This window comes from Paenibacillus sp. FSL L8-0436, assembly GCF_038593025.1.
Lineage (GTDB): Bacteria > Bacillota > Bacilli > Paenibacillales > Paenibacillaceae > Paenibacillus_AQ.
This window is the reverse complement of record NZ_CP151955.1, coordinates 315,069-338,452: the sequence shown is the minus strand read 5'-3', so window position 1 is coordinate 338,452 and position 23,384 is coordinate 315,069. Positions and strand designations below refer to the sequence as shown.

Here is a 23,384-nt window from a genome sequence, read left to right as displayed (position 1 = left end):
CCGTACTTATTTTTCGCTGCGCTTTATTTCAAATAGATTTTGGACAAATCTTCGAAAATAACGACAGGCTTCAGAACAGCTTCTTCAATTCCGCCATAGGTGTTGGACACGGCTACGACAGTTTTAGTATAAGCGATTGGGTAGATCGGTGCATCTTCAGCAACAATTTGCTGTGCTTTCTTGTAGATCTCGCCGCGTTTGGCTGTATCAGCCTCGCCGGCTCCATCCTTCAGCAACTGGTCAACCTCTGGATTCGCATAATGCGAATAGTTGGAGGAAGCGCCCGAAGTGAACAGGATGCGGTAAGCATCGGGATCATATCCCATGATATATCCGGTCAATGCCAGCTCGTAGTCCTTAGCCTTCAGGTCAATAAACTTCTGCACCCAGGCTGAGGAATCCATATTCTGCAGTTCAACCTCTACGCCGACCGCTTTAAGCTTCTGCTGCACATACAGGGAGATGGCTTCCTGAGTTTTGTTGCCGCTTTGCACAATATATCTCAGCTTGAGGTTGCTGACCCCAGCCGCTTCCAGCAGTTCCTTTGCTTTGGCGACATCATTGTCATACGTAGTCACGTCATTGGTGAAGTACAGCGCGTCCGGAGTCAGGAATGACTTCGCCGGATCGGCATATTCACTGGAAGTGTATGCCGTTTGAATCAGTTCATCACGGCTAAGCGCCAGAGACAAAGCTTGACGTACTTCTTTTTTAGCCAGAACACCTGTATCGCTGTTGGCATTGAACATCAGATAAGCCAGGCGGCCTTCACTGTAAGGCAGGATCTGAAAATTATTTGTAGCCTGGACAGTCGCTACATCCTTTGGATCCAGGTACTGCACGTTGATCTCGCCATTCTGCAGGGCAAGGTTGGCAGCGTTCGTATCCTTGGCAATCCGGTATGTTACGGAATCCAGGTGCGGCTTGCCGCCGAAGTAGTTATCGAATCTTTCCAGTGTAAGATACTCACCGGCTTTATATTCTTTGAACTTGAATGGGCCCGAACCTACAGGAGAGGCATTTTTGGTGCTTTTCTCCAGATCAGTTTCATTCTCAAAGATATGCTTTGGAATCGGGAATACCTGCACCAGTGCAGCTTCGAAAGCCGGGCTGACTTGCGGCAGCTGGAATTCTACAGTCACATCATCCACTTTCACCGCTTTGACCGGCTTGTCGCCGATGACAAAGCTGGCTCTGAGGAAGCTGTTCTGTGCCTCATCCAAAATACTGTCAATGGTAAACACTACGTCGTCCGCTGTCAGCTTCTCTCCGTCATGCCAGGTGAGTCCGCTTTTCAGCTTTAGTGTATAAGTAAGATTATCGGCTGAAGGCGTAAGGCTATCCGCCAGATAAAATGTTTTCTCTCCGTTATTAACCTGGAACAACGGGGCATACAGCGCCTGGTCAATCGTCAGGCTGACCCGGTCACCTGCATAGTTCGGATTAAGCACTACCGGATCGGAAGCCACCCCGATAATCAGGTTCCCGCCGTCTTTGGGTTCACCTGCCGCAGGCTGCTGCGAGGCGTCCGGTGACTGGCTTGCCTTTGTTGATGCTGCATTATTCCCCCCGGAGCACGCACTGATCATAACCGTTAACAATATTAGAACAATAACCCCTGATAATCCTCTACGCATTTGTTTCTCCTCCATGTCTATGAGCAACTTCACTACTTCTGTTAAGAATTATATATCGGAATACTCGGGATTACAATGGATGCAATTTCACAATAATGGGAGTTCGAGGGAATCGCCTGTAAAGACGGGTTGGGCGTCTAACGATTCCACACCTTGACCTCTGACATGACGTCCCCGCGCTTCAAGGTGTCCACATGCTCCATTCCTGCCGTGACTCTTCCGAACACCGTATGCCAGGGATCCAAATAATCAAACGTATCATAGCAGATAAAAAACTGGCAGCTGCCGGTATTAGGCCCGAAATGAGCCATCGACAAGGCGCCACGCACATGCTTATGGGGATTATTCTGTGTTTCACAGGGGATTTTATCGGTGCCTCCACGCCCCGTGCCTTCGGGACACCCGCCCTGGGCCACAAACCCGCGGACTACACGCTGAAAAGTCAGGCCGTTATAAAAGCCGCTGTTCGCCAGCTTTTCAAAATTGGCTACGGTACCCGGGGCTTCCTGCTCATGAAGCTCAAGCTCAATAACCTGTCCTTGCTCCAGTCTGATGGATGCCTGCTTCATGATCTCCCCTCCGGCTCTTCATTTCTAAAAGGGCCGCCAATATGGGCAACCGTCTTGGCAGCTTCCTCCGGCGCATAGATCTCCTATACATCCTCGTCCCGCAGCGGACGGTAGTTCCCCTCCGCATCATGCCAGAACACCTCGGCACGCGGATTCATTGCCAGCAGCAGATTGATCAGCTGTTGTACTTTCAGCGGTGATTTATCCATAGCGATAGTGCCACTCCTCCCGTCAGCCTGCCGACTGCCCGTTGCAGTCTTTAAGCGGTATTGTACAACAGGCCGTCCTCAGACACCAATCCATAAATTCCCACCCCCTATAAAAAATAAGGGTTAGTCTAGTACCTCTCTAAATATATTGAATACATATAATCTAAATCATCTATTTGTAAATCCAAGGGGATGTTCTATTAATGATGACCCTGTACTGGAATGGAAAACTATGAGCGGACCCCAGACACGCGTACTGCTCGGCAGCCCGATCCACCAAAAACCGCCGATCCTGCACCAATTTCTAAATTCACTGCTGCGCCTGCGGCTTGACGGTGTTGAGCTGGATTTCTACTTCATTGATGACAATGAGGATGAAGCGTCCAGTTCACTGCTGCAGGAATTCTCCAAAAGCGCCAATAATGTATTCCTGCAATCCTCCGGCTTCCGCGATACCTATGTCCGGGATGACCATACCCATTTTTGGAATTCGGGCCTGGTCTGGAAGGTGGCTGGCTTCAAGAACCTGATGATCCGGCGGGCTGAAGCCTTCGGCTATGATTATCTGTTCCTGATCGATTCCGATTTGATCTTGCATCCAGACACGTTACTCCACCTGATCCAGACGCAAAAAGATATTATCTCGGAGGTCTTCTGGACACAGTGGCAGTCAAATACGATGCTGCAGCCGCAGGTCTGGATGCATGACGAGTACAACCAGTGGGAGGCACTTCCGGGGGAGAAGCTTACCCACGAGGAGATCAACCACAGATTTCACGCCTTTCTGTCCAAGCTGCAGCAGCCGGGAATCTATGAGGTTGGCGGACTTGGCGCCTGTACGCTGATCAGCCGCCGGGCTATCGAGTCCGGGGTAAGCTATGATGTGATCCGGAATATCTCCTACTGGGGCGAAGACCGCCATTTCTGCATCCGTGCCGCCGCTCTGGGCCTTCCGCTGTATGTCGACACCCACTATCCTGCGCTGCATCTCTACAGGGACAGCGACCTTAGCAAGGTGGATGATTATATCCGGCTGACGTCACCCGCTCCGGAAGCAGCTGTGGACGGGACGGATGACGGGGCAGATGCAGCAGACACGGCGGGAACGATGGGAGACGCACATGAAACAAAGGCTGCCGCTGCACCGGGAGGCGTACAAGAAGCGGAGGCGGTTCCGGGAGTCGCAGAAGAAACGGAGGGTTCTGCGGCACCCGGGGACGTACTACAAACGGAGGCGGAGGCTGCCCAAGCAGCAAAGACCGCAGAGCCGGAAGCTGAATCCGGGGAAACGTCGGTTCAACAGGATTCACAGCAGCATTCTGCTCCGTGGACAGCGGCTGAGGCGAAGGTACGCCTGAGCAAAGACCTGACGGCACTGCCGGGAGATAAACCCGCTGAGGCAGAGGATCGCACCGCCAATGCCGTCCCGTCGGCGTCTGCTGCCTCTGCTTCCCCGGCTGCCAGACGACCAAAGCTGACTCTGACGATGGTCGTCAAGAATGAGAGCCAGCGCTTCCTGCGGCAGATTCTGCAAGAACATCGCAAGTATATCGACGAAGCCGTCATTATTGACGATGGCAGCACGGATAATACGGCCGATATTTGCCGGGAAGCCCTTCAGGGCATTCCACTCCATCTTATACACAACACCGTCTCCAAGTTCAGCAATGAGGCGGAGCTGCGCAAGCAGCAGTGGGATGAGGTTGTTAAGAGTGGGCCGGAATGGATCCTGAGCCTGGATGCGGATGAGATTTTTGAGGAAAGGTTTGCCGGGGACATCGACTCCCTGCTGCGGGAGGATGCTTGCGACCTGTTCTGCTTCCGGCTCTATGATTTCTGGGATGATCATCATTACCGTGAAGACAGGTATTGGCGTTCCCACCACAGCTATCGTCCGTTTCTGCTCCGCTACCGCGAGGGTTTCTCCTATATCTGGAATGAATCGCCGCAGCATTGCGGACGGCTGCCGGAGAATATTTTTGAGCTGCCCCATCAATTAAGCAATTTGCGGCTTAAGCATCTCGGCTGGTCCCGGCCAGAATTCCGGCTGGATAAATATTTGCGCTATATGCTGCTTGATCCGGATGGAATATACGGTTGGAAAGAGCAATATGCCTCCATTCTTGAGCAGCACCCCAATTTGGTCCCTTGGATAGAGTGAGTGGTTGTATACTGGACCCTATGCAGTTTTTTGTGCAAATTTCACTGCACGCATCAACTAAACGAAACTATATTCTGCAGCTGCTGACCGTGTTCGCCGGTTTTCTGATCTTCGGCTTGATGGCCGTTTCGGGCACGATAATGAATCTGTCCCATTTCTTCTACGGCCTCAGCTCGACAGTAGCAACACTGATTGCTCTACCGCCATTTGAAGACACGCGGTCAACTGCTCTAGGGCGCTGCTGTCCTCAGTTTTCTTGAGGAAAGAGCATTTTTAGTTGAAAGCTGCACAATTAACCTTACAGTTCCAATAGCACTGAAGAGCGTCCCTCAGCCATACATAGCTGGTGGACGCTCTTTTTGTGCCGGACTTGGACAATTTGATGCAGCAGATAGCAGTAGCTACCCTTAATCTGTTCCAGTAACTCTGATTCACCAAGTGCAATAAATGGATGCCTGCCGTAAGCAGATTGATTGCGGAATTGCGGAGTACAGAATTTCAATTCCAGATCTATAGCTGTATTTCGTGCAACTATCCCCAGCCAAAAATGCCAGAAGCGGCTTATAGTTGCAGTTCCTGCAATTAAAAAACCGTCATAAGGCTGAATGGGCGGGAAATCAAAAAAATAGCTGCACGAAATACAATTAAACCTCCACCGCATGTGAAGTGCACCCCTTAGAATAGACATTGGATTAAACCCCTGGTTTAACCGATGAAATTCTAGGGGGTGCATTTTTTATGCCAGCAGTTAAGGGACAGAAATTTAAAGAGTATCCGTACGAGACAAAGGTGGAGGCTATACGCCTTCATGTAGTAGAAGGTTGGACTTACCGTAGAATAATGGAGAAGTTTGAAATTACAGACAGACATCGTCTCAAAGATTGGATGAAGAAGTATAAAGAATCCGGTGAGTTTGGACTCATCGATCATCGGGGAAGACGAGAGGAATATGTGGATCAAGATAGACAGGTGCAGCGGCTGAAACGGGAAAACGAAATGCTAAAAAAGTGTTTAGAAATCTGGATGCAGGAGATGAAACGCAAAGGTATATAAGCATTGAGAGAGCTGCAAAAGAGTATCCCGTTAGCGAACTCTGTAAGATTTTTGGTGTCTCCAGAAGTGGCTACTACGCCTACCTTAAACGCAAAGATCAAGATCGGAATCAAGCAGACAAAGCGCTTGTAAAGAAGGTCTACGAGCACTACAACGGAGTATACGGCTACCGGCAGCTTCAACTGTTCTTACTGCAGGACCATGGAGTCTGGATGAATCATAAGAAGGTACTTCGGCTTATGCAGGTGCTAGGGATCCGCTCACGAATTCGGCGAAAACATCGCTGTAACTACGCTTCTTCGACCGAAGGGCGTGTCGCTAAAAACCTACTGAAACGGGATTTCAAAGCGGATGCCCCTAACCAAAAATGGGTTACCGATGTGACTCAATACCGGGTGGGGGAATCGTGGCTCTACCTTTCTGCGGTGAAAGACTTATTTAACAATGAAATTGTAGCCTACCATATGAGTCATAGAAATGACAATCCACTGGTTCTCCAAACCTTTGAGAAGGCCTTTAACCAGACAAAAGACGTGACCGGACTGATCGTTCACAGCGACCAGGGATTCCAGTACACGTCTCATGCATACCATGACATGCTGCCACAGGTTGGCGCCCGAATCAGCATGTCTCGCCGAGGAAATTGTTATGACAATGCCTCCATGGAAAGCTTCTTCTCGCATCTCAAAACGGAAGGGCTCTACCCTTATGATATCCGAAATGTGGACGAGGCACAAAGGCGAATTGAAGCCTATATTCAATTTTATAACGAGCATCGACCGCAGCGAAAACTAAATAAGCTACCTCCGGTAGAGTACCGGAAGCAGCTTATAGCCTAGGGGCTTTTTTTCAGTGTCTATAAAACAGGGGCTTGACCACATGGATAACGGGTTCATTTAGTTGTACGAAGTGCAGCTATCTGCTGATCAGATCGGAAGAACTGCCTTGGCGGCCAGTTCCAGCCAAGGCAGGGCATCACATAGTCTGAACTCAGCGGTGCGTGATGTGGAACGCAAAGTACCAGCGCCCTGCTTCGCAGTGCGGAGTGCGGCACCAGTAGTGTTTCGCAGCACAGAGTGCGGCACCAGCAGTGTTTCGCAGCGCAGGACGCCTCGTATCGCGAGTTTCTACGTGGCGCGGAACACAGCGCACCACAAGCGGCTTCGCAGCTCAGAACGCAGCGAATCAAGGCTGCTGCTCCCTGCCAGACCCAACTTATCTGTCAGCTTCTCACACCGTGCTTATTTTCTCCGCCGGCTCCGGCTTGGCAATGGAAACTTCCAGCTCACCGCCCGCATGGTGAACCTCCAGGACGGCTCCCTCCGGCGCCTCCCCGGCGATGAGGGCGCGCGCAACAGGTGTCTCCAGACTGCGCTGGATGAACCGCTTGAGCGGTCTTGCCCCATACACCGGATCAAAACCCTCCTTGGCGATGAACCGCACCGCCGCCTCGCTTAGCTTAAGGCCAACCCCCCGGTCGCTCAGACGCAGACGCAAGCCGTCGACCAGCTTGACAACGATCTGCTCAATTTCAGCCAATGTCAGCGGCTTGAACATTACGATATCGTCAACCCGGTTCAAGAACTCGGGACGGAAATGCCCGCTCAGTTCCTTCATGACTCTGTCCTTGACCGCCTGGGTAAGCTCCCCGTTATCATCGGTGCCCTGGATCAGATGCGGCGAGCCGATATTCGAGGTCATAATGATAATCGAATTTTTGAAGTTGACGATACGGCCTTGCGAATCGGTCAGCCGCCCGTCATCCAGCAGCTGCAGCAGGATGTTGAACACATCGGGATGGGCCTTCTCCACCTCGTCCAGAAGGACAACGGTGTAGGGCTGACGGCGCACCGCTTCGGTAAGCTGGCCGCCTTCCTCATAGCCGACGTATCCCGGAGGCGCACCGACGAGGCGCGAGACGCTGTGCTTCTCCATGTACTCCGACATATCAATACGGATCATGCCGTCTTCACGGTCGAACAGCGATACGGCCAGCGCTTTTGCCAGCTCGGTTTTGCCAACACCGGTCGGCCCGAGGAACAGGAAGGAGCCGATGGGCCGGTTCGGGTCTTTGATGCCTGCCCGGGCCCGGAGTACGGCATCCGCCACCAGCCGGACCGCCTCCTCCTGCCCGACAACCCGCTCATGCAGCGTATCCTCCAGCCGCAGCAGCTTATCCCGCTCGCCTTCGACCAGTCTGCTCACGGGAACTCCTGTCCAGCGGGAGACGATATCCGCGATTTCTTCCTCTGTCACGGCCTCGCGCAGCAGCCGGGTCTCCTGATCTTGCTGCGCCGCTTCCTCCGCAGCCTTCACCTGCCGCTCCAGATCCGGGATGATGCCGTAGCTAAGCTCCGCCGATTTGTTGAGGTCGTAGATTTCCTGCGCATCCACCAGGTCCTTGCGCGCCTGCTCCAATTTTTTCTTCAGCTCACGGATGCCTTGAATAGCTGACTTTTCCTTTTCCCAGCGCGCAGTCATCCCGAGATGTTTCTCCTTAAGGTCAGCCAATTCACGCTGCAAGGTTTCCAGTCTGCGCTTGCTGGCATCGTCAGTTTCCTTCTTCAGCGCGGCTTCTTCAATCTCCATCTGCATCAGGCGGCGGGTCACCTCATCCATTTCACCCGGCATGGAGTCAATCTCCGTGCGGATCATTGCGCAGGCCTCATCCACCAGATCAATCGCCTTATCCGGAAGGAACCGGTCCGTGATATAGCGGTTCGACAGTACGCCCGCTGCTACAAGTGCGCTGTCATGGATTTTGACCCCGTGATGCACCTCAAAACGTTCCTTCAGCCCGCGCAAAATAGAGATCGTGTCCTCCACATCCGGCTCGCTGACCAGCACCTGCTGGAAACGGCGCTCCAGCGCCGGGTCCTTCTCGATATATTTGCGGTACTCATCCAGCGTTGTCGCCCCGATACAGTGCAGCTCACCGCGGGCCAGCATCGGCTTCAGCATGTTGCCGGCGTCCATCGCTCCTTCGGTTTTGCCTGCTCCGACAATAGTATGCAGCTCATCAATGAAGAGAATAATCCGCCCGTTACTCTCGCGTATCTCCTTCAGAACCGCCTGGAGCCGCTCCTCAAATTCCCCGCGGTATTTGGCTCCGGCGACCAGCGCACTCATATCGAGCGAAAAAATCGTCTTATCCTTCAGTCCCTCCGGCACATCCCTGCGGACGATCCGGTGAGCCAGCCCTTCGACGATGGCCGTCTTCCCTACGCCCGGCTCCCCGATCAGCACCGGGTTGTTTTTGGTTTTGCGGGAGAGGATGCGGATGACCCGGCGAATCTCCCCGTCACGTCCAATGACGGGATCAATCTTGCCGGCCCGTACTTCGGCCACCAGATCGCGGCCGTATTTCTCCAACACCTCGTAGGTGGCTTCCGGCTCACGGCTCGTCACCCGCTGGTGCCCGCGGATATCCGCAAGCACAGCCAGCAGCTTGTCGCGTGTAATCCCGCGGCTGGCAAACAGATCGCGCAGCTCGCGGTTTTCGCTGCCGGAAACAGACACCATGGCCAGTACGGCATGCTCTACCGCAACGAACTCATCCTGCATCCCTGCCGCTTCCTTCTCAGCCTGCTCCAGTACGGCAATCAGCGATGGCGAAGCGTACCGCCGCATCGTGCCGGCACCCGATCCGCTGACGCTGGGCTTCCGCTGAAGCAGCTCATCCGTGCCCCGCAGCAGCTCGGCAGCGGGAATATTCATCTTCTGCAGCAGCCGCGGCAGCAATCCATCCTGCTGCTGGAGCAGCGCCTTAAGCAGGTGGAGGTTATCGATCTCCTGATGTCCGCCCGCTCCCGCCAGCGATTGTGCTGCTGCAACGGCCTCCTGCAGTTTTTGTGTTAGTTTGTTGAAGTCCATCTCCTTCATCACCTTTCCCTTTTTTCATCGCTCCTATATCTAATTACCCTCTGGCGGCTGTGCGCCGCTGTGTTCCGGAGCCTTGGCGTTTGGCTCCGGCCTGAAAGCTTGCGCCCTCGGCCAGACGGCGGTAAATGCTCTTCTCCGCTTCCGTAGTTCCGGGCGGGATGACAATCTCAATCGCGAACAGGATGTCACCGTTTGTGCCGTTCGGGCGCTTCAGCCCCTTGCCCGGAATCCGCAGCGTTTTCCCGCCCGTGATCCCGGCGGGGATCTTCAATTTGACACTGCTGTCATCGGGCAGCGGCACTTTGGCTTCTCCGCCCAGCACGGCCTGCCATGGGGCAATTTCCACCGTCCCATACAGATCGCCGTCTTCGGGCTCATAAATCTCATGCCGCAGGATATGCAGTGTAATCAGCACGTCTCCACCTTGCGCAGCAGCATTTTCACCGCCGGGAATCCGCAGGACCGTACCTTCGGATGACCGCGCCGGGATGCTGACGTTCACGTCTTTGCCAGCGACCTGCACCCTTACTTTCCCGCCCTTGTAAGCCTGCTCCAGCGTAATCTCCAGCTGGGCCTGCATGGTGCCCTGCGCTTGACCCCACGGTCCTCTCCCGCCTTGCCGCGCACCGCCGCTGCCGGAGAAAAAATCGAATCCGGCCCGGTCCGCCGCACCACGGCTGCCGAAGAACATGCCGAACAAATCCTCTTCGGAAATACCGCCGCCCCCGGAACCAAAGGGCGACTCCCAGGACGAGGAGGAGTACGCCCCGGAACCGGAGTGCTGTGTCCCGCCCGTATTTGCGCCGCCAAATCCGTAGCGGAGCTCTTCATCGTACACTTTGCGCTTTTCCTCATTGCCTAGCACTTCGTATGCTTCTGCCGCTTCCTTGAATTTCACATCCGCATCAGGAGATTTATTAACATCGGGATGCCACTTTTTGGCCAGCTTTTGATAGGCTTTTTTAATCTCCTGCCTGGAAGCCTGCTTGCCTACCCCTAAAGCCTCGTAATAGTTTTTTGCCGCCAATCGAACCTCTTCCTTTCTGCTGGCTGCACCCATCCTCCGGCGCTTTCCACTTGTATTCTTAAATATATTCTTCCCGTCCCATCAACTGGTAATTCGTCAGCCGGAGCAGCCCTGTGCTGCTGCTTTACCTTGTCTCTGTTGCTGCCCACAGGGGATATACTCTCAGAAAAGACGCACCATAGCCGGAAATCCCACTACAATGCGTCTTCTATGGTTACTGCTATATGAAAAGCCCGGTGAAGCCGCTGCAACTGCAGGGATCAGAGGGGCATGCGGCATAGGCCGCCCTGCCCGGGACCCCTTTTTAGACAGCTCATTCTTCCAGGCTTGAAAGTCTCACTTCACCTTCCATCCGCGTGCGGGACTCCCTGCTTCCCCCGGATGTTGTAGCCTTGGAATATGTTACTGAAGCTGTTCACCGGATGAACCATTATCCTGGATCTCAATGCGTTTGCCCTGAGATTTCTGCTGCTTCGGTACTTCCAGCGACAGCATGCCGTCTTTCAGGGAAGCCCGGATTTCATCTTCGGCAATATCCTGCACATAGAAGCGGCGCACATACTCCCCGTAGCGGCGTTCTCTGCGCACTACCTGATGCTCTTCGTTCTCTTGAGCATCCTCTTCCTTGCGTACCGCTTTGATCGTCAAATAAGGACGGGTATAATCAATGTCGATTTCCTCTTTTTTGAAGCCGGGAAGCTCGGCCTCGATCAGATAGGCCTGACCGCTCTCGCGGATATCCGTCCGGAAGGACTGGGCAGCGCCGGTCATCGGAGCAAAAAACTCATCATTAAACACTTCGTTTAAAGACTTAGCCAGCACACCAAACACATCATCTCTGCGTTTTCCAAAAGGCACCAAATCAAACATGATCCATTCTCCTCTCAATGTCTTGAATTTTGAACTCAATTTTGACTTTGACTTTATTTGACCTTATGGCTTTATTATAGTCCGGCTGCCGCTGGATGACAAAACCGGAATAAGCCGAAAATCCGGCAAATCCCGGCGTTTCGGCTTATTTTATATTACAAATTTTAGCTTTTTTAAATATTTGACCTTATTTGACCTTCATCGTAAATAACGCTCCCGGTACTCCTGCTCCAGCATGCCCATCTTGATCACATCATGATATTCATGGTTATAAAAAAGCGCCTCCCGCTGCACGCCCTCCCGGACAAAGCCGATGCTCTCATATACATGTATAGCACGGCTGTTGTAGCTAAAGACCTCCAGTTCGATCCGGTGCAAATTCAGAATCCCGAAGCCATAGTCCAGCATGAGCAGCAGAGACTCCCGGCCGTAACCCTGTCCCTGATGTTTCCCTTCACCGATGGCGATCCGAAGATTCGCATTCCGGTTGTTCCGGTCGATATCCTGAATCGCAATGTCGCCGATCACCTCGTCATTCTCCTGAAGGGCAATCAGCAGAAGCACTGCGCTGTCATCCCCGGCTTTTCGCTCAATATACCCCGTGATCTGTTCCTTGTTGATATGCTTCTGGGTGCCTGTGAGGTAGCGGGTCTCCTTATCATAGAACATGTGGTAGTACAGTTCGGCATCTTCCCCGTTAAGCGGACGCAGATACACTTTGTCTCCATTTAATAGCCCGGACTGCTTGTTCATTGCTGCCAACTCCTGTCTCTTAGTGTAGCTCTATGATATTGCAAGACTGTATACTATAAAATAGACAAAATCATTCAATTTCAAAGGACAGATGGAGAGGATAATATGCTGCTTGTCCCCGCTCTCAGCGAGAACCATGAAGTTCCCTACTATATTCAGTTATATCATTATTTCAAAAAAGAAATCATCAGCGGCTCCTTGCCGGCCGGTACCCGTCTGCCATCAATCCGTGTGTTTGCCGCCCAGCTAAGCCTCAGCGCTACACCGGTCGAGCTTGCTTACCAGCAGCTGCTGTCCGAGGGCTTCATCGCAAGTAAGCCGCGCAGCGGCTATTATGTTCAGCCTATGCATATGTTCAGCGGGCTGACAGCCGCCGCAGACGCTCCGCCGCTGCCCAGCCGCCCGATAACAGCCCGCGACTCCCGGCCGTATGCTTATGATTTCCATATGTCGAAAAACGACTTTTCCCTGTTTCCCCACAAAATATGGCGCAGCCTCTATCAGGAACAGCTCGCCAACCCTGATCTGCTGCAATATGGCGATCCGCAGGGTGAGCCTGCCCTCCGCGAGAGCATCGCCGCCCATTTACGGCAATTCCGCGGGCTGCGCTGCACGGCAGAGCAGGTTGTAATCGGAGGGGATCAGTATACGCTATGTTCTCTGCTCTGCCTTATACTGCAGGGCAGCAGCAAACGGCTCGGCATTGAAGATCCGGGCTATCATCTGCTGCCGGCAGCATTCCGCAGGCACGGATTTGAGATAATTCCCATACCTTTACAGGAAGATGGAATAGATGTGGAGAAGCTCTATACCAGCAGGGCCAGCAGCGTGTATATCTCACCTTCCCACCAGTTCCCCAGAGGCATGACCTTGCCGATCGCCAAACGCCACGCCTTGCTGGACTGGGCCCGGTCAACGGACAGCATAATCATTGAAGACGACTACGACGGTGAGTTCCGCTATCACGGAAGGCCGATTCCCGCACTGCAGGGACTTCTGGAAGACAGCCCCGTAATCTACATGTGCAGCTTCGCGCAGTCAGTAGCCCCTGCCCTTAGCATTCACTACATGGTTCTGCCTAAGCCACTGCTGCCGCTGTATCACCATTTGGCGAGGGAGCTGTATCTGGAGCATTCAGCCTCCCGGCTGAATCAGATCGCGATGCATTATTTTATGGAAAGAGGGCATTTCGAGAAGCATCTGCGGAGAATGCGGCTGCTCTACCAGAAAAAACACGACCTTCTCCTCCGCTCCATTCAGCGCTATTTCGGAGACCGGGCAGCTGTAAGCGGAAGGGACGCCGGATTTCACATTCTGCTCACACTGAAATCCCACGGCAGTGCACGGCAGCTGGCAGCTCTGGCAGAAAAGGCCGGCATCCGGGTTACCCCAATGTCTTATACCTGGTGGGAGCAGCCCGAAAACGATGACCCTGAGTTTATCCTTGGATTTGGAGGCATCCCTGAAAACCTGATCGAAGAAGGGATTCGGCGCCTGGCTGAGGTATGGCTCCCCTTGATTTAAAGAAGTTATTCAGCAAACCATTCAGGAAGGTGAATCCCAATGACCCTTAACCATTACCTTGGCTCGGACAGACCGCTGCCGGCCGGAAGCTTCGGATATGTATATACGTATCAGAAATATTCTGACATTCCGAAGTCAGATGATAAACATGCGCTACACAACATTATGGATTTATCCCATCTGAACGATACCTATGTCCAAGTGTTTGAAACGGAGCTGGATGCGTCAGGACTGGACATCGGGGATGTAAGCTCAATGCCCTGGAGGAAGGAGCTGCCCATATCCAAGCCGTACGTTTATGGATTTAATGGTTCTTTCACTCTCAGCAAGGAGATGAAGGCACAGAATCCGCAGGGTTATGCCTGCAGTCTGAAATGCATCCGGCTGCTGCTCTCCCATATGAATGAACATATGGCCGCAGGCGAATCTATGGAGATCTATTCCTGTTGGGACAGTGATTTCCCCAAGACCATAAACCCGGATCTGGACTGGACCCTTCATCTGCCGGACTTCGAGCCGGAAGGCTCCTTTAACCTGGCGGATAAGCAATTCATCCGTGTGACCAAATAACGAAGTTATCACCCGGCCCGCTGGGGTATGCTAATCCCCAGAAACAGCCGCAGCATTTCCTGTCAGCTGTATTTCTCCAGCATTTCGGCAAGCATACCCTTTAGTTCCTCCACCAGCTCCGGCGGTTCGTGGACCGTCGCCCCGTTTCCGAGCCCCATAACAAATCTGGCAAAAAAGCGCAGATCGCTTCCAGGCACCTTGCCTTCCAGCCATCCGGTCCCGTCTTCACGCCTATGCAGCAGGGATGCCGACCACAGCTCGGCCTCACAGCTCTGGACTCCCGCTTTCCCAAGCTCTACGTGAAGTTTGACCCGTTCCTCTTCTGGTACCTGCTCCATGGCGCTGTAAATCTCCTTATTTTCCAGGTGGATATGCCGCAAATCCAGCGGCGCTAGCCCCGAATGGTCATAGTCCGCCGAATGGATCCGGTCGCAGCGGAACACGCGGATATCCCCGCGCACAAAACAATAAGCCGGACAGTACCATAAGCCGCTGCTGGCATAAATACCGACAGGCTGTATTGCTCTGCACGACTGCTGCCCTTTGGATTCATAGTCGATCCGCAGCACTTTCTGATCGGTAGCCGCCTCCAGCAGGATCGGCAAAAAAGGAAACTCTGCCTGCCTTGACGGAGTCACGAAATCAATCCGGTTCTTCATCTCATCAATCCGGTCGCGGACATCGCCGGACATATAATTATAAAATTTGTGCAATGCTGATAAGGACTCTTCTTTAAAGGGCAGATACTGATAGTGGCGCAAGGCATGGCTGGCAAAAAAAATCGCCACCGCCTCCGCCTCCGTAAAAGCAATCGGCGGAAGAATCCGTTCGTTCAGCACCTGATAACCTCCATGGGGGCCTACTTGGGAATACAGCGGAACCCCAAGCTCGCCAAGCTCCTGTAAATCCCTGAGAATTGTCCGTGTAGAGACCCCGAATTCGTCGGCCAGCTCCCTGACGGTAAACTTCCGCCTGCGGTTGACGGTCATCATCAGGTCCAGCAGCCTTTTCGATTTGGACATGCGCCAGCCTCCATTCAGATGATTTCGAAATTGGCTTCATTTACTTTTCTATTCATGACAATACTTGTCACTATTATAGACTACAATGAAATCAAAGCCAAGCCGCAAAGGGCAAATACAGCTTGAAGGAGCGAATTAGAAATGAGTATCCAATTAAATCCTTTTATCCTGCTTGACGGTACGGCAGAGGAAGCCATTGCTTTTTATCAGGAGAGTCTGGGAGCAAAACTTCAGTTTAAGCAAACCGTGGGACAAGGCCCGCAGAATCCGGATTCACCATTGTCGGACAAAGAAAAAGCGCGTATCGCCCATTCTGTCCTGAGTGTGGGAGACACGGATATTTTTGTAGCCGATCTTGACATCGGACAGGTGCTGCAAACAGGCAACGGCATCAACATCTGCCTTTCGACGGAGGACGCCGGGGAAGCGGAACGGTTATACAACACCCTTAAGGAAGGCGGGCAGATTGACGTTGAACTCGGTCCGGTCTATTTCAGCCCAGCCTACGGCATGATCACCGACAAGTTCGGTGTAACCTTTCAAATCTTCACCAAGCGGCCACGGTAAAAAAACAGGCCATGGCTCCTGCCCTTCCATAGGCAGGCAGCCATGGCCTGTGTCTGTATTTAAGTGCCCCGTTTAAAACGGCTTGAACAAATGTTGATTTTGTTCCTTAGATTAAACTTCGGCGATAGTAACCTTTCCAGTACCGCCACCTAATGTGGATAGAACATAAATCAAGCTGTGCTGGTCCTCATTCGAAAGTCTTACGCAACCATGTGTTGGACGTAGTGGATAAGAAGGGGCACCTGTATCTGCTGGATCTCCACCATGAATCCATAGACCTGAGCGGCCATTTTGTTCTGCAATTATCGCATTGCCACTAACAGGGTCCATTATGATATATTTCGACGGGCCATAAGAACGTTTATTTTTAACCGTTTGGGGCATTGGCTCTTTCGATATTGTTGCTGAATATACCCCGGTTGGTGTATGTCCGTCAGTCTGAGACCAAGGATAACCGTACTCTGAGCGGCCAAGTGCTTGTACAGGACCAAATACTAAAGCCCCGCTATCATTATACATTTTCAGTGAACCCAGTTTTGTCCGGTTTGCGTTCAAGTTAACCCTAATGTGGTATCCCATTTATAAAACCTCCAATTGTTTTTGAAGGATTAGCTGATGGAGTGGCAGAGGCTAATAGATAACTCCATATCATTGTGCTCTGCATCAACCGCCTTCTATTAATAGGGAGATAGAGAAGGAGGATTTACAACCACGGATTACTAATTATCAACTTTATTTGGAAAATATTATTTATTCTCAAGTCTAATCCTGAATGTACAACTTTGATTATATCTGTGACATAAACTCCGTTTTATTCAAGAGATGTCTCTTTTAGAGATGTCTCTTTTCCTTTATAGATATAACTAATTCAGACGTAGCTTTGTTTCGATATTGCAGCGTCTGAGCTTATTTCGGGCGTTTTTGTATGACGCGTATCGGACACCCCGCATATTTTCCATATAATTAATTTTTTTGTACAAAATTACCTTTATGTGTGACATGGGTCACTTACTAGTAAGGGTGAAATAAAGAACAATGATTAGACAAAGAAATTCTTATTTTGTATTTTGTGGAATATATGGAGAAACTTTTTTCGCTTTTTACGGAAGGATGGATCATATTGGAGTTGGATCTTAACGGGATCAATGCTGATTCACTGGTTCAGATGCTACGGGCATCATTTACCCTTGAAAATTGGGACGGTATCCTCCAAATCGCCGATAGGCTATACAGCGAGATTAATCAATTCTACAGCATATATCAGCGGGAGTATGCCGACGGCCAGAAGGTGTGCAACTTCGGATTAAACCGAAGCATCGTCTATTACTTCGGCTATTCTATGTGTTTGAAAGGAATCGCGCTAGAGAAGCTGGGCCGATATGACGAGGCGAGAGCGTGCATCACGAAGTATGAGGATTTGGGATGGATTAACGGTATGAACGCCGAGGGCTGGGCCGAGGTTGAATATTATCGTGAAATTGCCCTAGCTAATCTGCACGTAATCGAACTGAACGAGGGGAACACCACCGCGCTTCCGGATTACCTGGTTTTCCTACGGCATAACGAAGAGGAAATCCTGCCAGGCATGATATACATCCTGGAGTCAGCAATCAAGCATAAGTACAACGTCGATGAGGTGCTGATCGAGTTCAAAGAGCAGATCGACTCGATGGGGGAATACTACATAACAAAAAGGAACATCCGGTATTACATAGATTACATTTATTTGAAGGCGAAATATTATTACATAAATGGAAATATATATGATTCTATAAATTCGCTTCTATGTTCTTTGGCATCATCAGTTAAGCTTAAAGATGATACAGGGTTCCGTAAGTCAGCGGTTCTCTTTGAGAAACTCCGAAATCAAACAACTTCCGGGCAACTGGACGAGTACCTCTGCTTGATGGAACAAATACAAGACTAGGGAGGATTTCAAAATGAAGAAAAAAGTGTTTACGCTCATCTTTATTGTGGTCGCTTTGGTAAGTGTTAATGCTGCTGTTGTCAGCGCGGACGCAGGATCCACCAGCACGGATAAGATTGCAAGCGGCGGCTTCGGACCGCTGCGCCACGGGGTAGACCATTAAATAAATCAATAGCCGGACGAGCCTCTGCAAACTCTGCAGGGGCTTTTTCGCGTGTAAAAAAGTATGGGGCTATCAAAGCTGGTCTTATTTCCATTGATGCACGGTTAACTGCTGGAGAATTATAAACCACTATACCTTTACCGATAAATAAATCATTGTATAGTACATAGCTAAATAAAAGAAAACATAGCATCTGGAAAATATACAGGTGACGAATTAATTTACCTGCAGATTGATTTAGAACGTGCGCTACTCCAGGCCCAACTCGTAGAGTTGCAGAAGTAACCACCTCAAATCTGAGGTCAATAAAACGGATCGTGCAAAACAAAAACCATACCCTAAACGAGTATGGCTTGGTATAATAATCCAGTACAATGGCATAAGGGCGGTCGGCTAATCTCCCGGAAGGGAGGTGATGCCTGTGGAGGTATACCAAGCACTGACGCTGATGATTTCATTTGCGACACTGGTTGTGCTTATACTGTCTTTTCACAAAAAAAAGTAGACCGCCCCGTCCTAGGATAGCGGTCTACTACTGACCAAACTCCGAAAGCCAACCGCTCTTATAGCGGATTGTACATGAGTGGGAGTCGTGTTGACGCACGGCTCCTTCTTTAATTGTATCTTAGCATATCGGTTTTTATACAACAAGGTGAAACAAAAACAACCCAAAACTATTGACCGATTAGAATACTCGTTCACAGGCAGCGGATTAGTCAATACAGCGCCCGCCACAAATAAAATGTGGCATAGGCTTCCCAGCCGCGCCAGGGTGCCGACAGTTCCAGCAGTTCCGCCGGGGTCGGCTTTCTATCCATGCCGGTGAGGAATTTCACCGCATTCTGCAGGCCGACGTCTCCTACAGGGAAGGCAGTAGCGTCGCGCAGGCAGCGCATCCGCACATACTGCGAGGTCCACGGACCGATTCCCCGGATCTTCAGCAGCCGCTGCTCGGCGGCTTCAGGGGACGGCAGGGCCAGCAGCTCCTCCCGGCTCAATTCACCGCCGGCGATCAGTGCAGCCACATCCAATAGGGTCCGCGCTTTGCTGCGGGTCAGCTGCAGACTACAGAGATCTTCCATCGAGACCTGTAGAAACGTCTCAGGCCCCGGAAAATGATAATAAGTATGCCCTTCATATTCCAGCGACTTCCCGTATTCAGCGGTGAGTTGCTGCTTCAGCCTGTAGGCAAAAGCCAGATTGACCTGCTGGCCGAGAATAGCCCAGCATAAAGCCTCGAACAGATCGGGGATGCCGATGATCCGCAAGCCCCGTTCACTCGCCGCGAGCTTCTGCAAGAGCGGGTCTGCGTCAGCCAGCCGGTAGAACGGTGCAAGATCGCGGTCCAGATCGAACCATTCCACGATATACTGCGTTAGTTCCGCCAGAGGTTTCGGGCCGGGAAAGGCACCGGTCAGCAGTGTGGCCTGCAGACTCGGCGTACCGGCTGCAACCGTCAGCCTCACCAGCGACGGCGTTCCTTCCAGCATGAACAGCCGGGTTACCCCTTCCCCATCGGAACGGAACAGGCATTCCAGCGGCGAGCGGTTCATGTATTCCAGACATGCGGACAAGTCAAAAAACTCCGGCAGCGGCAGCTCAAAAAGCAAATCGTTCATGTCCCGCCGCCCCCACATTCGTAATGCCTTCCAATTTCAGCAGCTCCTGCTTCAGCTTGAGGCCGCCCCGGTATCCGGTTAGCGTGCCGTTCGTGCCGATGACCCGGTGGCAGGGCAGCACGACTGGCAGCGGATTCTGCCCGTTAGCCGCACCCACCGCGCGGACTGCCTGCGGTCTTCCGATGCTTACGGCAAGCTCCTTGTAGGTCACTATTGCACCATGCGGAATAGCGGCCAGCCCCATCCAGACCTCCTGCTGAAACGGGGTGCCCCAGAGATCCAAAGGGATACTGCTGAAGCATACAGACTCTCCGTTAAAATAACCCTCCAGAAGCTTCGTGGCCCCGAATTGATCGAAGATGCTAGCGTCCTCGCTGAACTGATGTGACGGTGCATAGGTTTTCAGCCACGATGCCGGAAGCACACCTTGATCCTCCTGATAAGATATGCGGATTAGGCCCTTCTTGCTGGCCCACAACGTCCAGTGTCTATTCCCGGTGTTGAGGGTATGATGGAAAATCTCAATGGTCTTGAGTGTCTGGGTCATGCTGGATTCCTCCTTTGAACTCTTTACGGTATTCTGTCGGCGCAAGGCCGGTCTTTCGCGCAAACCATGCGGTAAAATGGGACGGTCCCTGAAAGCTGACCGCCTTGCCAACCTCAGCAATGGCGAGCCCGGTGTCCGCGAGCAGTCCGCTTGCTTTCTCCAGCCGCAGCTGGTCCAGCCTCGCGGCAGGAGACTGGCCGGTTACCCGCTTATAGGTTCTTTGCAGGTGAAACGGGCTGACTTTCAGCTGTTCAGCCAGTGACTGCAGCGTCAGCTTCTCTCCATAACGTTCTGCCATAACGGCATCTGCCTGTGCAGCAAGCACCGCGTCGGGTCTTAGCCTGCCGCCTTCCTCGGGGCGGCATCTTTTACAGGGGCGGAAACCTGCTCTCGTCGCCTCCTGCAAAGAACCGTAAAAGACCACATTGCCCGCCTTCGGCGTTCTTGCCCGGCAGGAAGGGCGGCAGACAATATGTGTAGTCAACACCGCTGTATAATAAACCCCGTCATAGGTTGATTCCCGCTTGACTACCGAATCGTAGACCTGTTCGAATAATGCCTGATCCATATGAAATCACCTCATACCGCCAGTATAAACGATTGCTTTAGCCTTATGCAGCCTATCGCAATAGGAGAGCAAGATTACGACAGTAAAGACCTTTGCAACCGTGCTCTGACCAGTCCACCATGCCGCGCGATATGCGCACAGCGGTCCGCTTCGGCCAGAAGGGAGCTTTCAACGCTGCCGGACTGGAGAGACGCTATTTATAGCAGAAAAACCCACTTTCATGCCCGGCGGACTGCATTGACGTTATTTCCTGTTTCCTGCGACAATTAGACGGTTTTTGTGAAAATAGCGGCGCTGAGGTCCGTTTCGCCCCCAATAAGACTGATTTTGCCGAAATAGGAGCGCTGGAGTCCGGCTGCTTCCACATGCCGGCTCATTAAACCCGGCAATCTAAAAAAGGACCCTCCGGCACCGCCCATTAGGCGTCCGGAAGATCCCAGCTTTTTGAAGCTAATCTTAGCTTTTGCAATCATTAATTATAAAGTATTTACGTTGTTATATGATGTTATTAGATTGCAGCTTTCTGAGTTTTTAGATCCACAGGGCCATCGGCAGCCGGGGGATTCTTTTTCCGCATATAGTCGGAATAGTATGCGGTAATGATCGGAACGAGAATAGAGGTGACAATGACGGAAGCCGCAACAAGTGCCGTGGCTGATTCTGCAGCCGGCAGGAGTTCAGGCTTCATATTTGCCACAAGCATAGGGTTGGCTACGGCTGCCCCGGCGGTGCTGGAGGCCGCAAGTCCGGCAGTGCCGTTGCCGCCGCCGATAAACTTATCGGCCAGAATCAGCGGAATCCCTGTAATAATGATGACTACAATACCCAGCAGAATGCCGAGCAGTCCGGTATCTACGATGACGCCGAGGTCGATGGAGCTGCCCAGTGCGAAACCGAAGAACGGAATAAGTGTTTGTGTCGCTTTGCCAAAGTAGGTACGGAGATCATGATCCAGGTTGCCCAGAACAAAACCGATCAGGAAAGGAAGCACAGCACCCACAAACACATGCGGTTCAAATACAGCTACCCCGGTGCTGCCCAAGATAAGCATCGTTACCAGCGGGCCGGATTCCAGTGACATCAGCACGAATGCGCCGGATTCTTCTTTGGTGCCATATTGCTGCATAATGGAGGCGTACAGTCCTCCGTTGGTCATATCCATCGCAGAGATAATAGCCAGCACCGACAATCCGGCGAAGAAGCCGTTTTGAATGCCGCCCTCCGGAAGGAACTGGATCGCGATCAGGGCTATTACCCAGGCCACGGCAATTTTGGTCAGTACCAATGTACCTGATTTCCGCAGCACACTTCCTGTAGCGCGTACATCTATAGCCGCCCCCATACAGAAGAACCAAACCGCCAGAATCGGTACAGTCCCCGTCATCAGCCCTTTGGTGAAGCCGCCAAAATATTCGCCCGCATTCGGGAAAGCGGTGTGAATGATCGCCCCGAGGAACAACGGTACCAGCATCATACCGCCGGGAATTTTGTCCAGCGCTTTTTTAATTTTCATATCTTATCAGACCTTTCATCTCGTATTCTTAATTCTTGCATAAATTGATGATTTTACCTGAAGAAGGCGCAGCAAATCAGCCCCAAGACCTTACCTGTCCACTAAAGGTAAATCATCAGTGAGCAGCAGATTCTGAGAAAATTTGCCTGACGGCGCTTTCATGTTACTTACGGCTTAGCCCTAGCTGCGGAATCATCCCGGAGAATAAATCGTCGCTTTCCTTCAATTGCTTGGAGAACGCTTTGCCGTCCGTGACCAGCAGCCCTAATCCGTTGATTTTCATATACTCGCGGAAGTCCCTGTCCTCTGTCCCTTTGATAAAGGCCCCGGCCAGCAGCTCGGCAATAGCGTCCGGCGTATCCTTCGGTACAGCTAGTCCCCTCCATGTACCTGTGAAATTGACATGTATCCCCGTCTCTTCCTCCAGCGTGGGTACGCCAGGCATTGCCTCCGAGCGCTTGTCGGCGTTGACCGCCAGCGTCCGCAGCTTCCCTTCATCCACATACTTTTTCACTTCGGCAGGGCTTACAGGCACTGCATCGACAAAACCGTCCATCAAGGCGGAGACGGCAGGGCCTCCCCCTTCAAAAGGAATATGTGCAAACTTCACACCGGTTTCCCGCTCCAATGTTACGGCAGCCAAATGCCAAATACTCCCCGTTCCTGCGTTCCCCATTTTCAATTCACCTGGATGCGCTTTCGCAAAGTCGAGAAACTCATTTACGGTTTGCCACGGCGCTTCGGCTCTTACGGTTATGGCGGAAGGATCAAAATTCGTTTGGGCGATCGGTTTGAACTTCTCATAGGTAATCGGAAGCAATCCCAGATGCGGCAGGATGGTGAGCTCGGCAGGAAGAAATGTGACCGTATACCCATCGCCCTTGGCATTGGCGCCCTCCATGAGTCCGACGGAACCTCCGCCGCCTGTCCGGTTGAGCACGATAATCGGCTGGCCCAGTACCTTCTCTGTTGCTTTAGCTAAAGCTCTTGCTGTGATATCCGTCCCTCCGCCCGCTGCATAAGGCACGATTAAGGTAATCGGTTTCACCGGAAAATCACCGCTTACATTCTCCCGGCTGTTATCGCTGGTTATCATGCGGTTTCCAGCCCATACCATCGTCAAAACTGCCAGGACGGATGCCGTCCAAATGCCTATTTTTGCTGTCCGTTTCAAGACCATCCCTCTTCCTTAATAATGACAAT

General features: G+C 51.9%; 25 protein-coding genes. 8 read left to right on the top strand and 17 right to left on the bottom strand.

The window, feature by feature from the left end:
* Window positions 1-23: 23 nt before the first annotated feature.
* The 3 genes from NSS79_RS01605 to NSS79_RS01595 all read right to left on the bottom strand — a co-directional run bounded on the left by NSS79_RS01605 (window position 24) and on the right by NSS79_RS01595 (window position 2,415).
* Complete coding sequence (locus NSS79_RS01605) at window positions 24-1,637, bottom strand: ABC transporter substrate-binding protein (protein WP_342438030.1); 1,614 nt, start codon at window positions 1,635-1,637, stop codon at window positions 24-26.
* Window positions 1,638-1,774: 137 nt separating this feature from the next.
* On the bottom strand, window positions 1,775-2,206 hold the full coding sequence (locus NSS79_RS01600) for a peptidylprolyl isomerase (RefSeq protein WP_342438029.1): 432 nt from the start codon (window positions 2,204-2,206) through the stop codon (window positions 1,775-1,777).
* 83 nt (window positions 2,207-2,289) lie between these two features.
* The gene (locus NSS79_RS01595) at window positions 2,290-2,415 is read right to left on the bottom strand and encodes a hypothetical protein (RefSeq protein WP_342438028.1); all 126 of its coding nucleotides are present in this window, start codon (window positions 2,413-2,415) and stop codon (window positions 2,290-2,292) included.
* Between the two features lie 232 nt (window positions 2,416-2,647).
* Here NSS79_RS01595 and NSS79_RS01590 point away from each other — a divergent pair, with 232 nt between their 5' ends.
* On the top strand, window positions 2,648-4,576 hold the full coding sequence (locus tag NSS79_RS01590) for a glycosyltransferase (protein WP_342438027.1): 1,929 nt from the start codon (window positions 2,648-2,650) through the stop codon (window positions 4,574-4,576).
* 298 nt (window positions 4,577-4,874) lie between these two features.
* On the opposite strand, the gene NSS79_RS01585 is transcribed toward NSS79_RS01590, so the two are convergent.
* Window positions 4,875-5,264, bottom strand: coding sequence for a hypothetical protein (locus tag NSS79_RS01585; RefSeq protein ID WP_342438026.1), 390 nt, complete (start codon window positions 5,262-5,264; stop codon window positions 4,875-4,877).
* A 50-nt stretch (window positions 5,265-5,314) separates the two neighbouring features.
* Here NSS79_RS01585 and NSS79_RS01580 point away from each other — a divergent pair, with 50 nt between their 5' ends.
* Window positions 5,315-5,629, top strand: coding sequence for a transposase (locus NSS79_RS01580; protein WP_340980241.1), 315 nt, complete (start codon window positions 5,315-5,317; stop codon window positions 5,627-5,629).
* Window positions 5,584-6,468 (top strand): IS3 family transposase, encoded by an 885-nt coding sequence (locus tag NSS79_RS01575; protein WP_342437143.1) that lies wholly within the window; start codon window positions 5,584-5,586, stop codon window positions 6,466-6,468. Before NSS79_RS01580 ends, NSS79_RS01575 begins: the two co-directional genes overlap by 46 nt.
* An 87-nt stretch (window positions 6,469-6,555) precedes the next feature.
* On the opposite strand, the gene NSS79_RS01570 is transcribed toward NSS79_RS01575, so the two are convergent.
* The 5 genes from NSS79_RS01570 to NSS79_RS01550 all read right to left on the bottom strand — a co-directional run bounded on the left by NSS79_RS01570 (window position 6,556) and on the right by NSS79_RS01550 (window position 12,161).
* A complete protein-coding gene (locus NSS79_RS01570; protein WP_342438025.1) occupies window positions 6,556-6,702 on the bottom strand; it encodes a hypothetical protein in 147 nt (48 codons plus the stop codon).
* Window positions 6,703-6,859: 157 nt separating this feature from the next.
* Window positions 6,860-9,502: an ATP-dependent chaperone ClpB gene (gene clpB, locus NSS79_RS01565; RefSeq protein ID WP_342438024.1), complete on the bottom strand. Its 2,643-nt coding sequence runs from the start codon at window positions 9,500-9,502 to the stop codon at window positions 6,860-6,862.
* A gap of 43 nt (window positions 9,503-9,545) precedes the next feature.
* On the bottom strand, window positions 9,546-10,538 hold the full coding sequence (locus NSS79_RS01560) for a DnaJ C-terminal domain-containing protein (protein WP_342438023.1): 993 nt from the start codon (window positions 10,536-10,538) through the stop codon (window positions 9,546-9,548).
* 402 nt (window positions 10,539-10,940) lie between these two features.
* On the bottom strand, window positions 10,941-11,408 hold the full coding sequence (locus NSS79_RS01555) for an Hsp20/alpha crystallin family protein (RefSeq protein WP_038584915.1): 468 nt from the start codon (window positions 11,406-11,408) through the stop codon (window positions 10,941-10,943).
* A gap of 198 nt (window positions 11,409-11,606) precedes the next feature.
* On the bottom strand, window positions 11,607-12,161 hold the full coding sequence (locus tag NSS79_RS01550; protein WP_342438022.1) for a GNAT family protein: 555 nt from the start codon (window positions 12,159-12,161) through the stop codon (window positions 11,607-11,609).
* A 105-nt stretch (window positions 12,162-12,266) separates the two neighbouring features.
* On the opposite strand from NSS79_RS01550, the gene NSS79_RS01545 reads away from it, so the two are divergent.
* Window positions 12,267-13,685 carry a PLP-dependent aminotransferase family protein gene (locus tag NSS79_RS01545; protein ID WP_340895354.1) on the top strand — a complete coding sequence of 473 codons (1,419 nt, stop codon included), beginning with the start codon at window positions 12,267-12,269 and terminating at the stop codon, window positions 13,683-13,685.
* A gap of 39 nt (window positions 13,686-13,724) precedes the next feature.
* Window positions 13,725-14,255 (top strand): hypothetical protein, encoded by a 531-nt coding sequence (locus tag NSS79_RS01540; RefSeq protein WP_342438021.1) that lies wholly within the window; start codon window positions 13,725-13,727, stop codon window positions 14,253-14,255.
* A gap of 62 nt (window positions 14,256-14,317) precedes the next feature.
* Here the strand turns inward: NSS79_RS01540 and NSS79_RS01535 are convergent, their stop codons facing one another.
* Window positions 14,318-15,277 carry a YafY family protein gene (locus NSS79_RS01535; RefSeq protein WP_342438020.1) on the bottom strand — a complete coding sequence of 320 codons (960 nt, stop codon included), beginning with the start codon at window positions 15,275-15,277 and terminating at the stop codon, window positions 14,318-14,320.
* Between the two features lie 141 nt (window positions 15,278-15,418).
* Here NSS79_RS01535 and NSS79_RS01530 point away from each other — a divergent pair, with 141 nt between their 5' ends.
* Window positions 15,419-15,844: a VOC family protein gene (locus NSS79_RS01530; RefSeq protein ID WP_342438019.1), complete on the top strand. Its 426-nt coding sequence runs from the start codon at window positions 15,419-15,421 to the stop codon at window positions 15,842-15,844.
* A gap of 111 nt (window positions 15,845-15,955) precedes the next feature.
* Here NSS79_RS01530 and NSS79_RS01525 read toward each other — a convergent pair whose 3' ends face one another.
* Window positions 15,956-16,423 carry a L,D-transpeptidase gene (locus NSS79_RS01525; protein WP_342438018.1) on the bottom strand — a complete coding sequence of 156 codons (468 nt, stop codon included), beginning with the start codon at window positions 16,421-16,423 and terminating at the stop codon, window positions 15,956-15,958.
* 541 nt (window positions 16,424-16,964) lie between these two features.
* Here NSS79_RS01525 and NSS79_RS01520 point away from each other — a divergent pair.
* Window positions 16,965-17,771 (top strand): DNA-binding protein, encoded by an 807-nt coding sequence (locus NSS79_RS01520; protein ID WP_342438017.1) that lies wholly within the window; start codon window positions 16,965-16,967, stop codon window positions 17,769-17,771.
* A 13-nt stretch (window positions 17,772-17,784) separates the two neighbouring features.
* On the top strand, window positions 17,785-17,934 hold the full coding sequence (locus NSS79_RS01515) for a hypothetical protein (RefSeq protein ID WP_156130793.1): 150 nt from the start codon (window positions 17,785-17,787) through the stop codon (window positions 17,932-17,934).
* 716 nt (window positions 17,935-18,650) lie between these two features.
* On the opposite strand, the gene NSS79_RS01510 is transcribed toward NSS79_RS01515, so the two are convergent.
* From NSS79_RS01510 to NSS79_RS01485, 6 genes are all read right to left on the bottom strand, one after another.
* Window positions 18,651-19,553 (bottom strand): DNA-3-methyladenine glycosylase 2, encoded by a 903-nt coding sequence (locus NSS79_RS01510; RefSeq protein WP_342438016.1) that lies wholly within the window; start codon window positions 19,551-19,553, stop codon window positions 18,651-18,653.
* The gene (locus NSS79_RS01505; protein WP_342438015.1) at window positions 19,534-20,100 is read right to left on the bottom strand and encodes a methylated-DNA--[protein]-cysteine S-methyltransferase; all 567 of its coding nucleotides are present in this window, start codon (window positions 20,098-20,100) and stop codon (window positions 19,534-19,536) included. The genes NSS79_RS01510 and NSS79_RS01505 overlap by 20 nt, the downstream gene beginning before the upstream one ends.
* Window positions 20,075-20,668, bottom strand: coding sequence for an Ada metal-binding domain-containing protein (locus tag NSS79_RS01500; RefSeq protein ID WP_342438014.1), 594 nt, complete (start codon window positions 20,666-20,668; stop codon window positions 20,075-20,077). The genes NSS79_RS01505 and NSS79_RS01500 overlap by 26 nt, the downstream gene beginning before the upstream one ends.
* A 266-nt stretch (window positions 20,669-20,934) precedes the next feature.
* Window positions 20,935-21,057, bottom strand: coding sequence for a hypothetical protein (locus NSS79_RS01495; protein WP_342438013.1), 123 nt, complete (start codon window positions 21,055-21,057; stop codon window positions 20,935-20,937).
* A 119-nt stretch (window positions 21,058-21,176) separates the two neighbouring features.
* Window positions 21,177-22,181, bottom strand: coding sequence for a 2-keto-3-deoxygluconate transporter (gene kdgT / locus NSS79_RS01490; RefSeq protein WP_076113900.1), 1,005 nt, complete (start codon window positions 22,179-22,181; stop codon window positions 21,177-21,179).
* A gap of 163 nt (window positions 22,182-22,344) precedes the next feature.
* Window positions 22,345-23,277 carry a tripartite tricarboxylate transporter substrate binding protein gene (locus NSS79_RS01485; protein ID WP_342440283.1) on the bottom strand — a complete coding sequence of 311 codons (933 nt, stop codon included), beginning with the start codon at window positions 23,275-23,277 and terminating at the stop codon, window positions 22,345-22,347.
* Between the last annotated feature and the right edge of the window lie 107 nt (window positions 23,278-23,384).

Bases quoted from the DNA above. Each gene is read 5' to 3' on its own strand.
- NSS79_RS01605 (WP_342438030.1), bottom strand. From the start codon at position 1,637: ATGCGTAGAGGATTATCAGGGGTTATTGTTCTAATATTGTTAACGGTT.
- NSS79_RS01600 (WP_342438029.1), bottom strand. From the start codon at position 2,206: ATGAAGCAGGCATCCATCAGACTGGAGCAAGGACAGGTTATTGAGCTT.
- NSS79_RS01595 (WP_342438028.1), bottom strand. From the start codon at position 2,415: ATGGATAAATCACCGCTGAAAGTACAACAGCTGATCAATCTGCTGCTG.
- NSS79_RS01590 (WP_342438027.1), top strand. From the start codon at position 2,648: ATGAGCGGACCCCAGACACGCGTACTGCTCGGCAGCCCGATCCACCAA.
- NSS79_RS01585 (WP_342438026.1), bottom strand. From the start codon at position 5,264: ATGTCTATTCTAAGGGGTGCACTTCACATGCGGTGGAGGTTTAATTGT.
- NSS79_RS01580 (WP_340980241.1), top strand. From the start codon at position 5,315: ATGCCAGCAGTTAAGGGACAGAAATTTAAAGAGTATCCGTACGAGACA.
- clpB (WP_342438024.1), bottom strand. From the start codon at position 9,502: ATGGACTTCAACAAACTAACACAAAAACTGCAGGAGGCCGTTGCAGCA.
- NSS79_RS01555 (WP_038584915.1), bottom strand. From the start codon at position 11,408: ATGTTTGATTTGGTGCCTTTTGGAAAACGCAGAGATGATGTGTTTGGT.
- NSS79_RS01550 (WP_342438022.1), bottom strand. From the start codon at position 12,161: ATGAACAAGCAGTCCGGGCTATTAAATGGAGACAAAGTGTATCTGCGT.
- NSS79_RS01545 (WP_340895354.1), top strand. From the start codon at position 12,267: ATGCTGCTTGTCCCCGCTCTCAGCGAGAACCATGAAGTTCCCTACTAT.
- NSS79_RS01540 (WP_342438021.1), top strand. From the start codon at position 13,725: ATGACCCTTAACCATTACCTTGGCTCGGACAGACCGCTGCCGGCCGGA.
- NSS79_RS01535 (WP_342438020.1), bottom strand. From the start codon at position 15,277: ATGTCCAAATCGAAAAGGCTGCTGGACCTGATGATGACCGTCAACCGC.
- NSS79_RS01530 (WP_342438019.1), top strand. From the start codon at position 15,419: ATGAGTATCCAATTAAATCCTTTTATCCTGCTTGACGGTACGGCAGAG.
- NSS79_RS01525 (WP_342438018.1), bottom strand. From the start codon at position 16,423: ATGGGATACCACATTAGGGTTAACTTGAACGCAAACCGGACAAAACTG.
- NSS79_RS01515 (WP_156130793.1), top strand. From the start codon at position 17,785: ATGAAGAAAAAAGTGTTTACGCTCATCTTTATTGTGGTCGCTTTGGTA.
- NSS79_RS01510 (WP_342438016.1), bottom strand. From the start codon at position 19,553: ATGAACGATTTGCTTTTTGAGCTGCCGCTGCCGGAGTTTTTTGACTTG.
- NSS79_RS01505 (WP_342438015.1), bottom strand. From the start codon at position 20,100: ATGACCCAGACACTCAAGACCATTGAGATTTTCCATCATACCCTCAAC.
- NSS79_RS01500 (WP_342438014.1), bottom strand. From the start codon at position 20,668: ATGGATCAGGCATTATTCGAACAGGTCTACGATTCGGTAGTCAAGCGG.
- kdgT (WP_076113900.1), bottom strand. From the start codon at position 22,181: ATGAAAATTAAAAAAGCGCTGGACAAAATTCCCGGCGGTATGATGCTG.
- NSS79_RS01485 (WP_342440283.1), bottom strand. From the start codon at position 23,277: ATGATAACCAGCGATAACAGCCGGGAGAATGTAAGCGGTGATTTTCCG.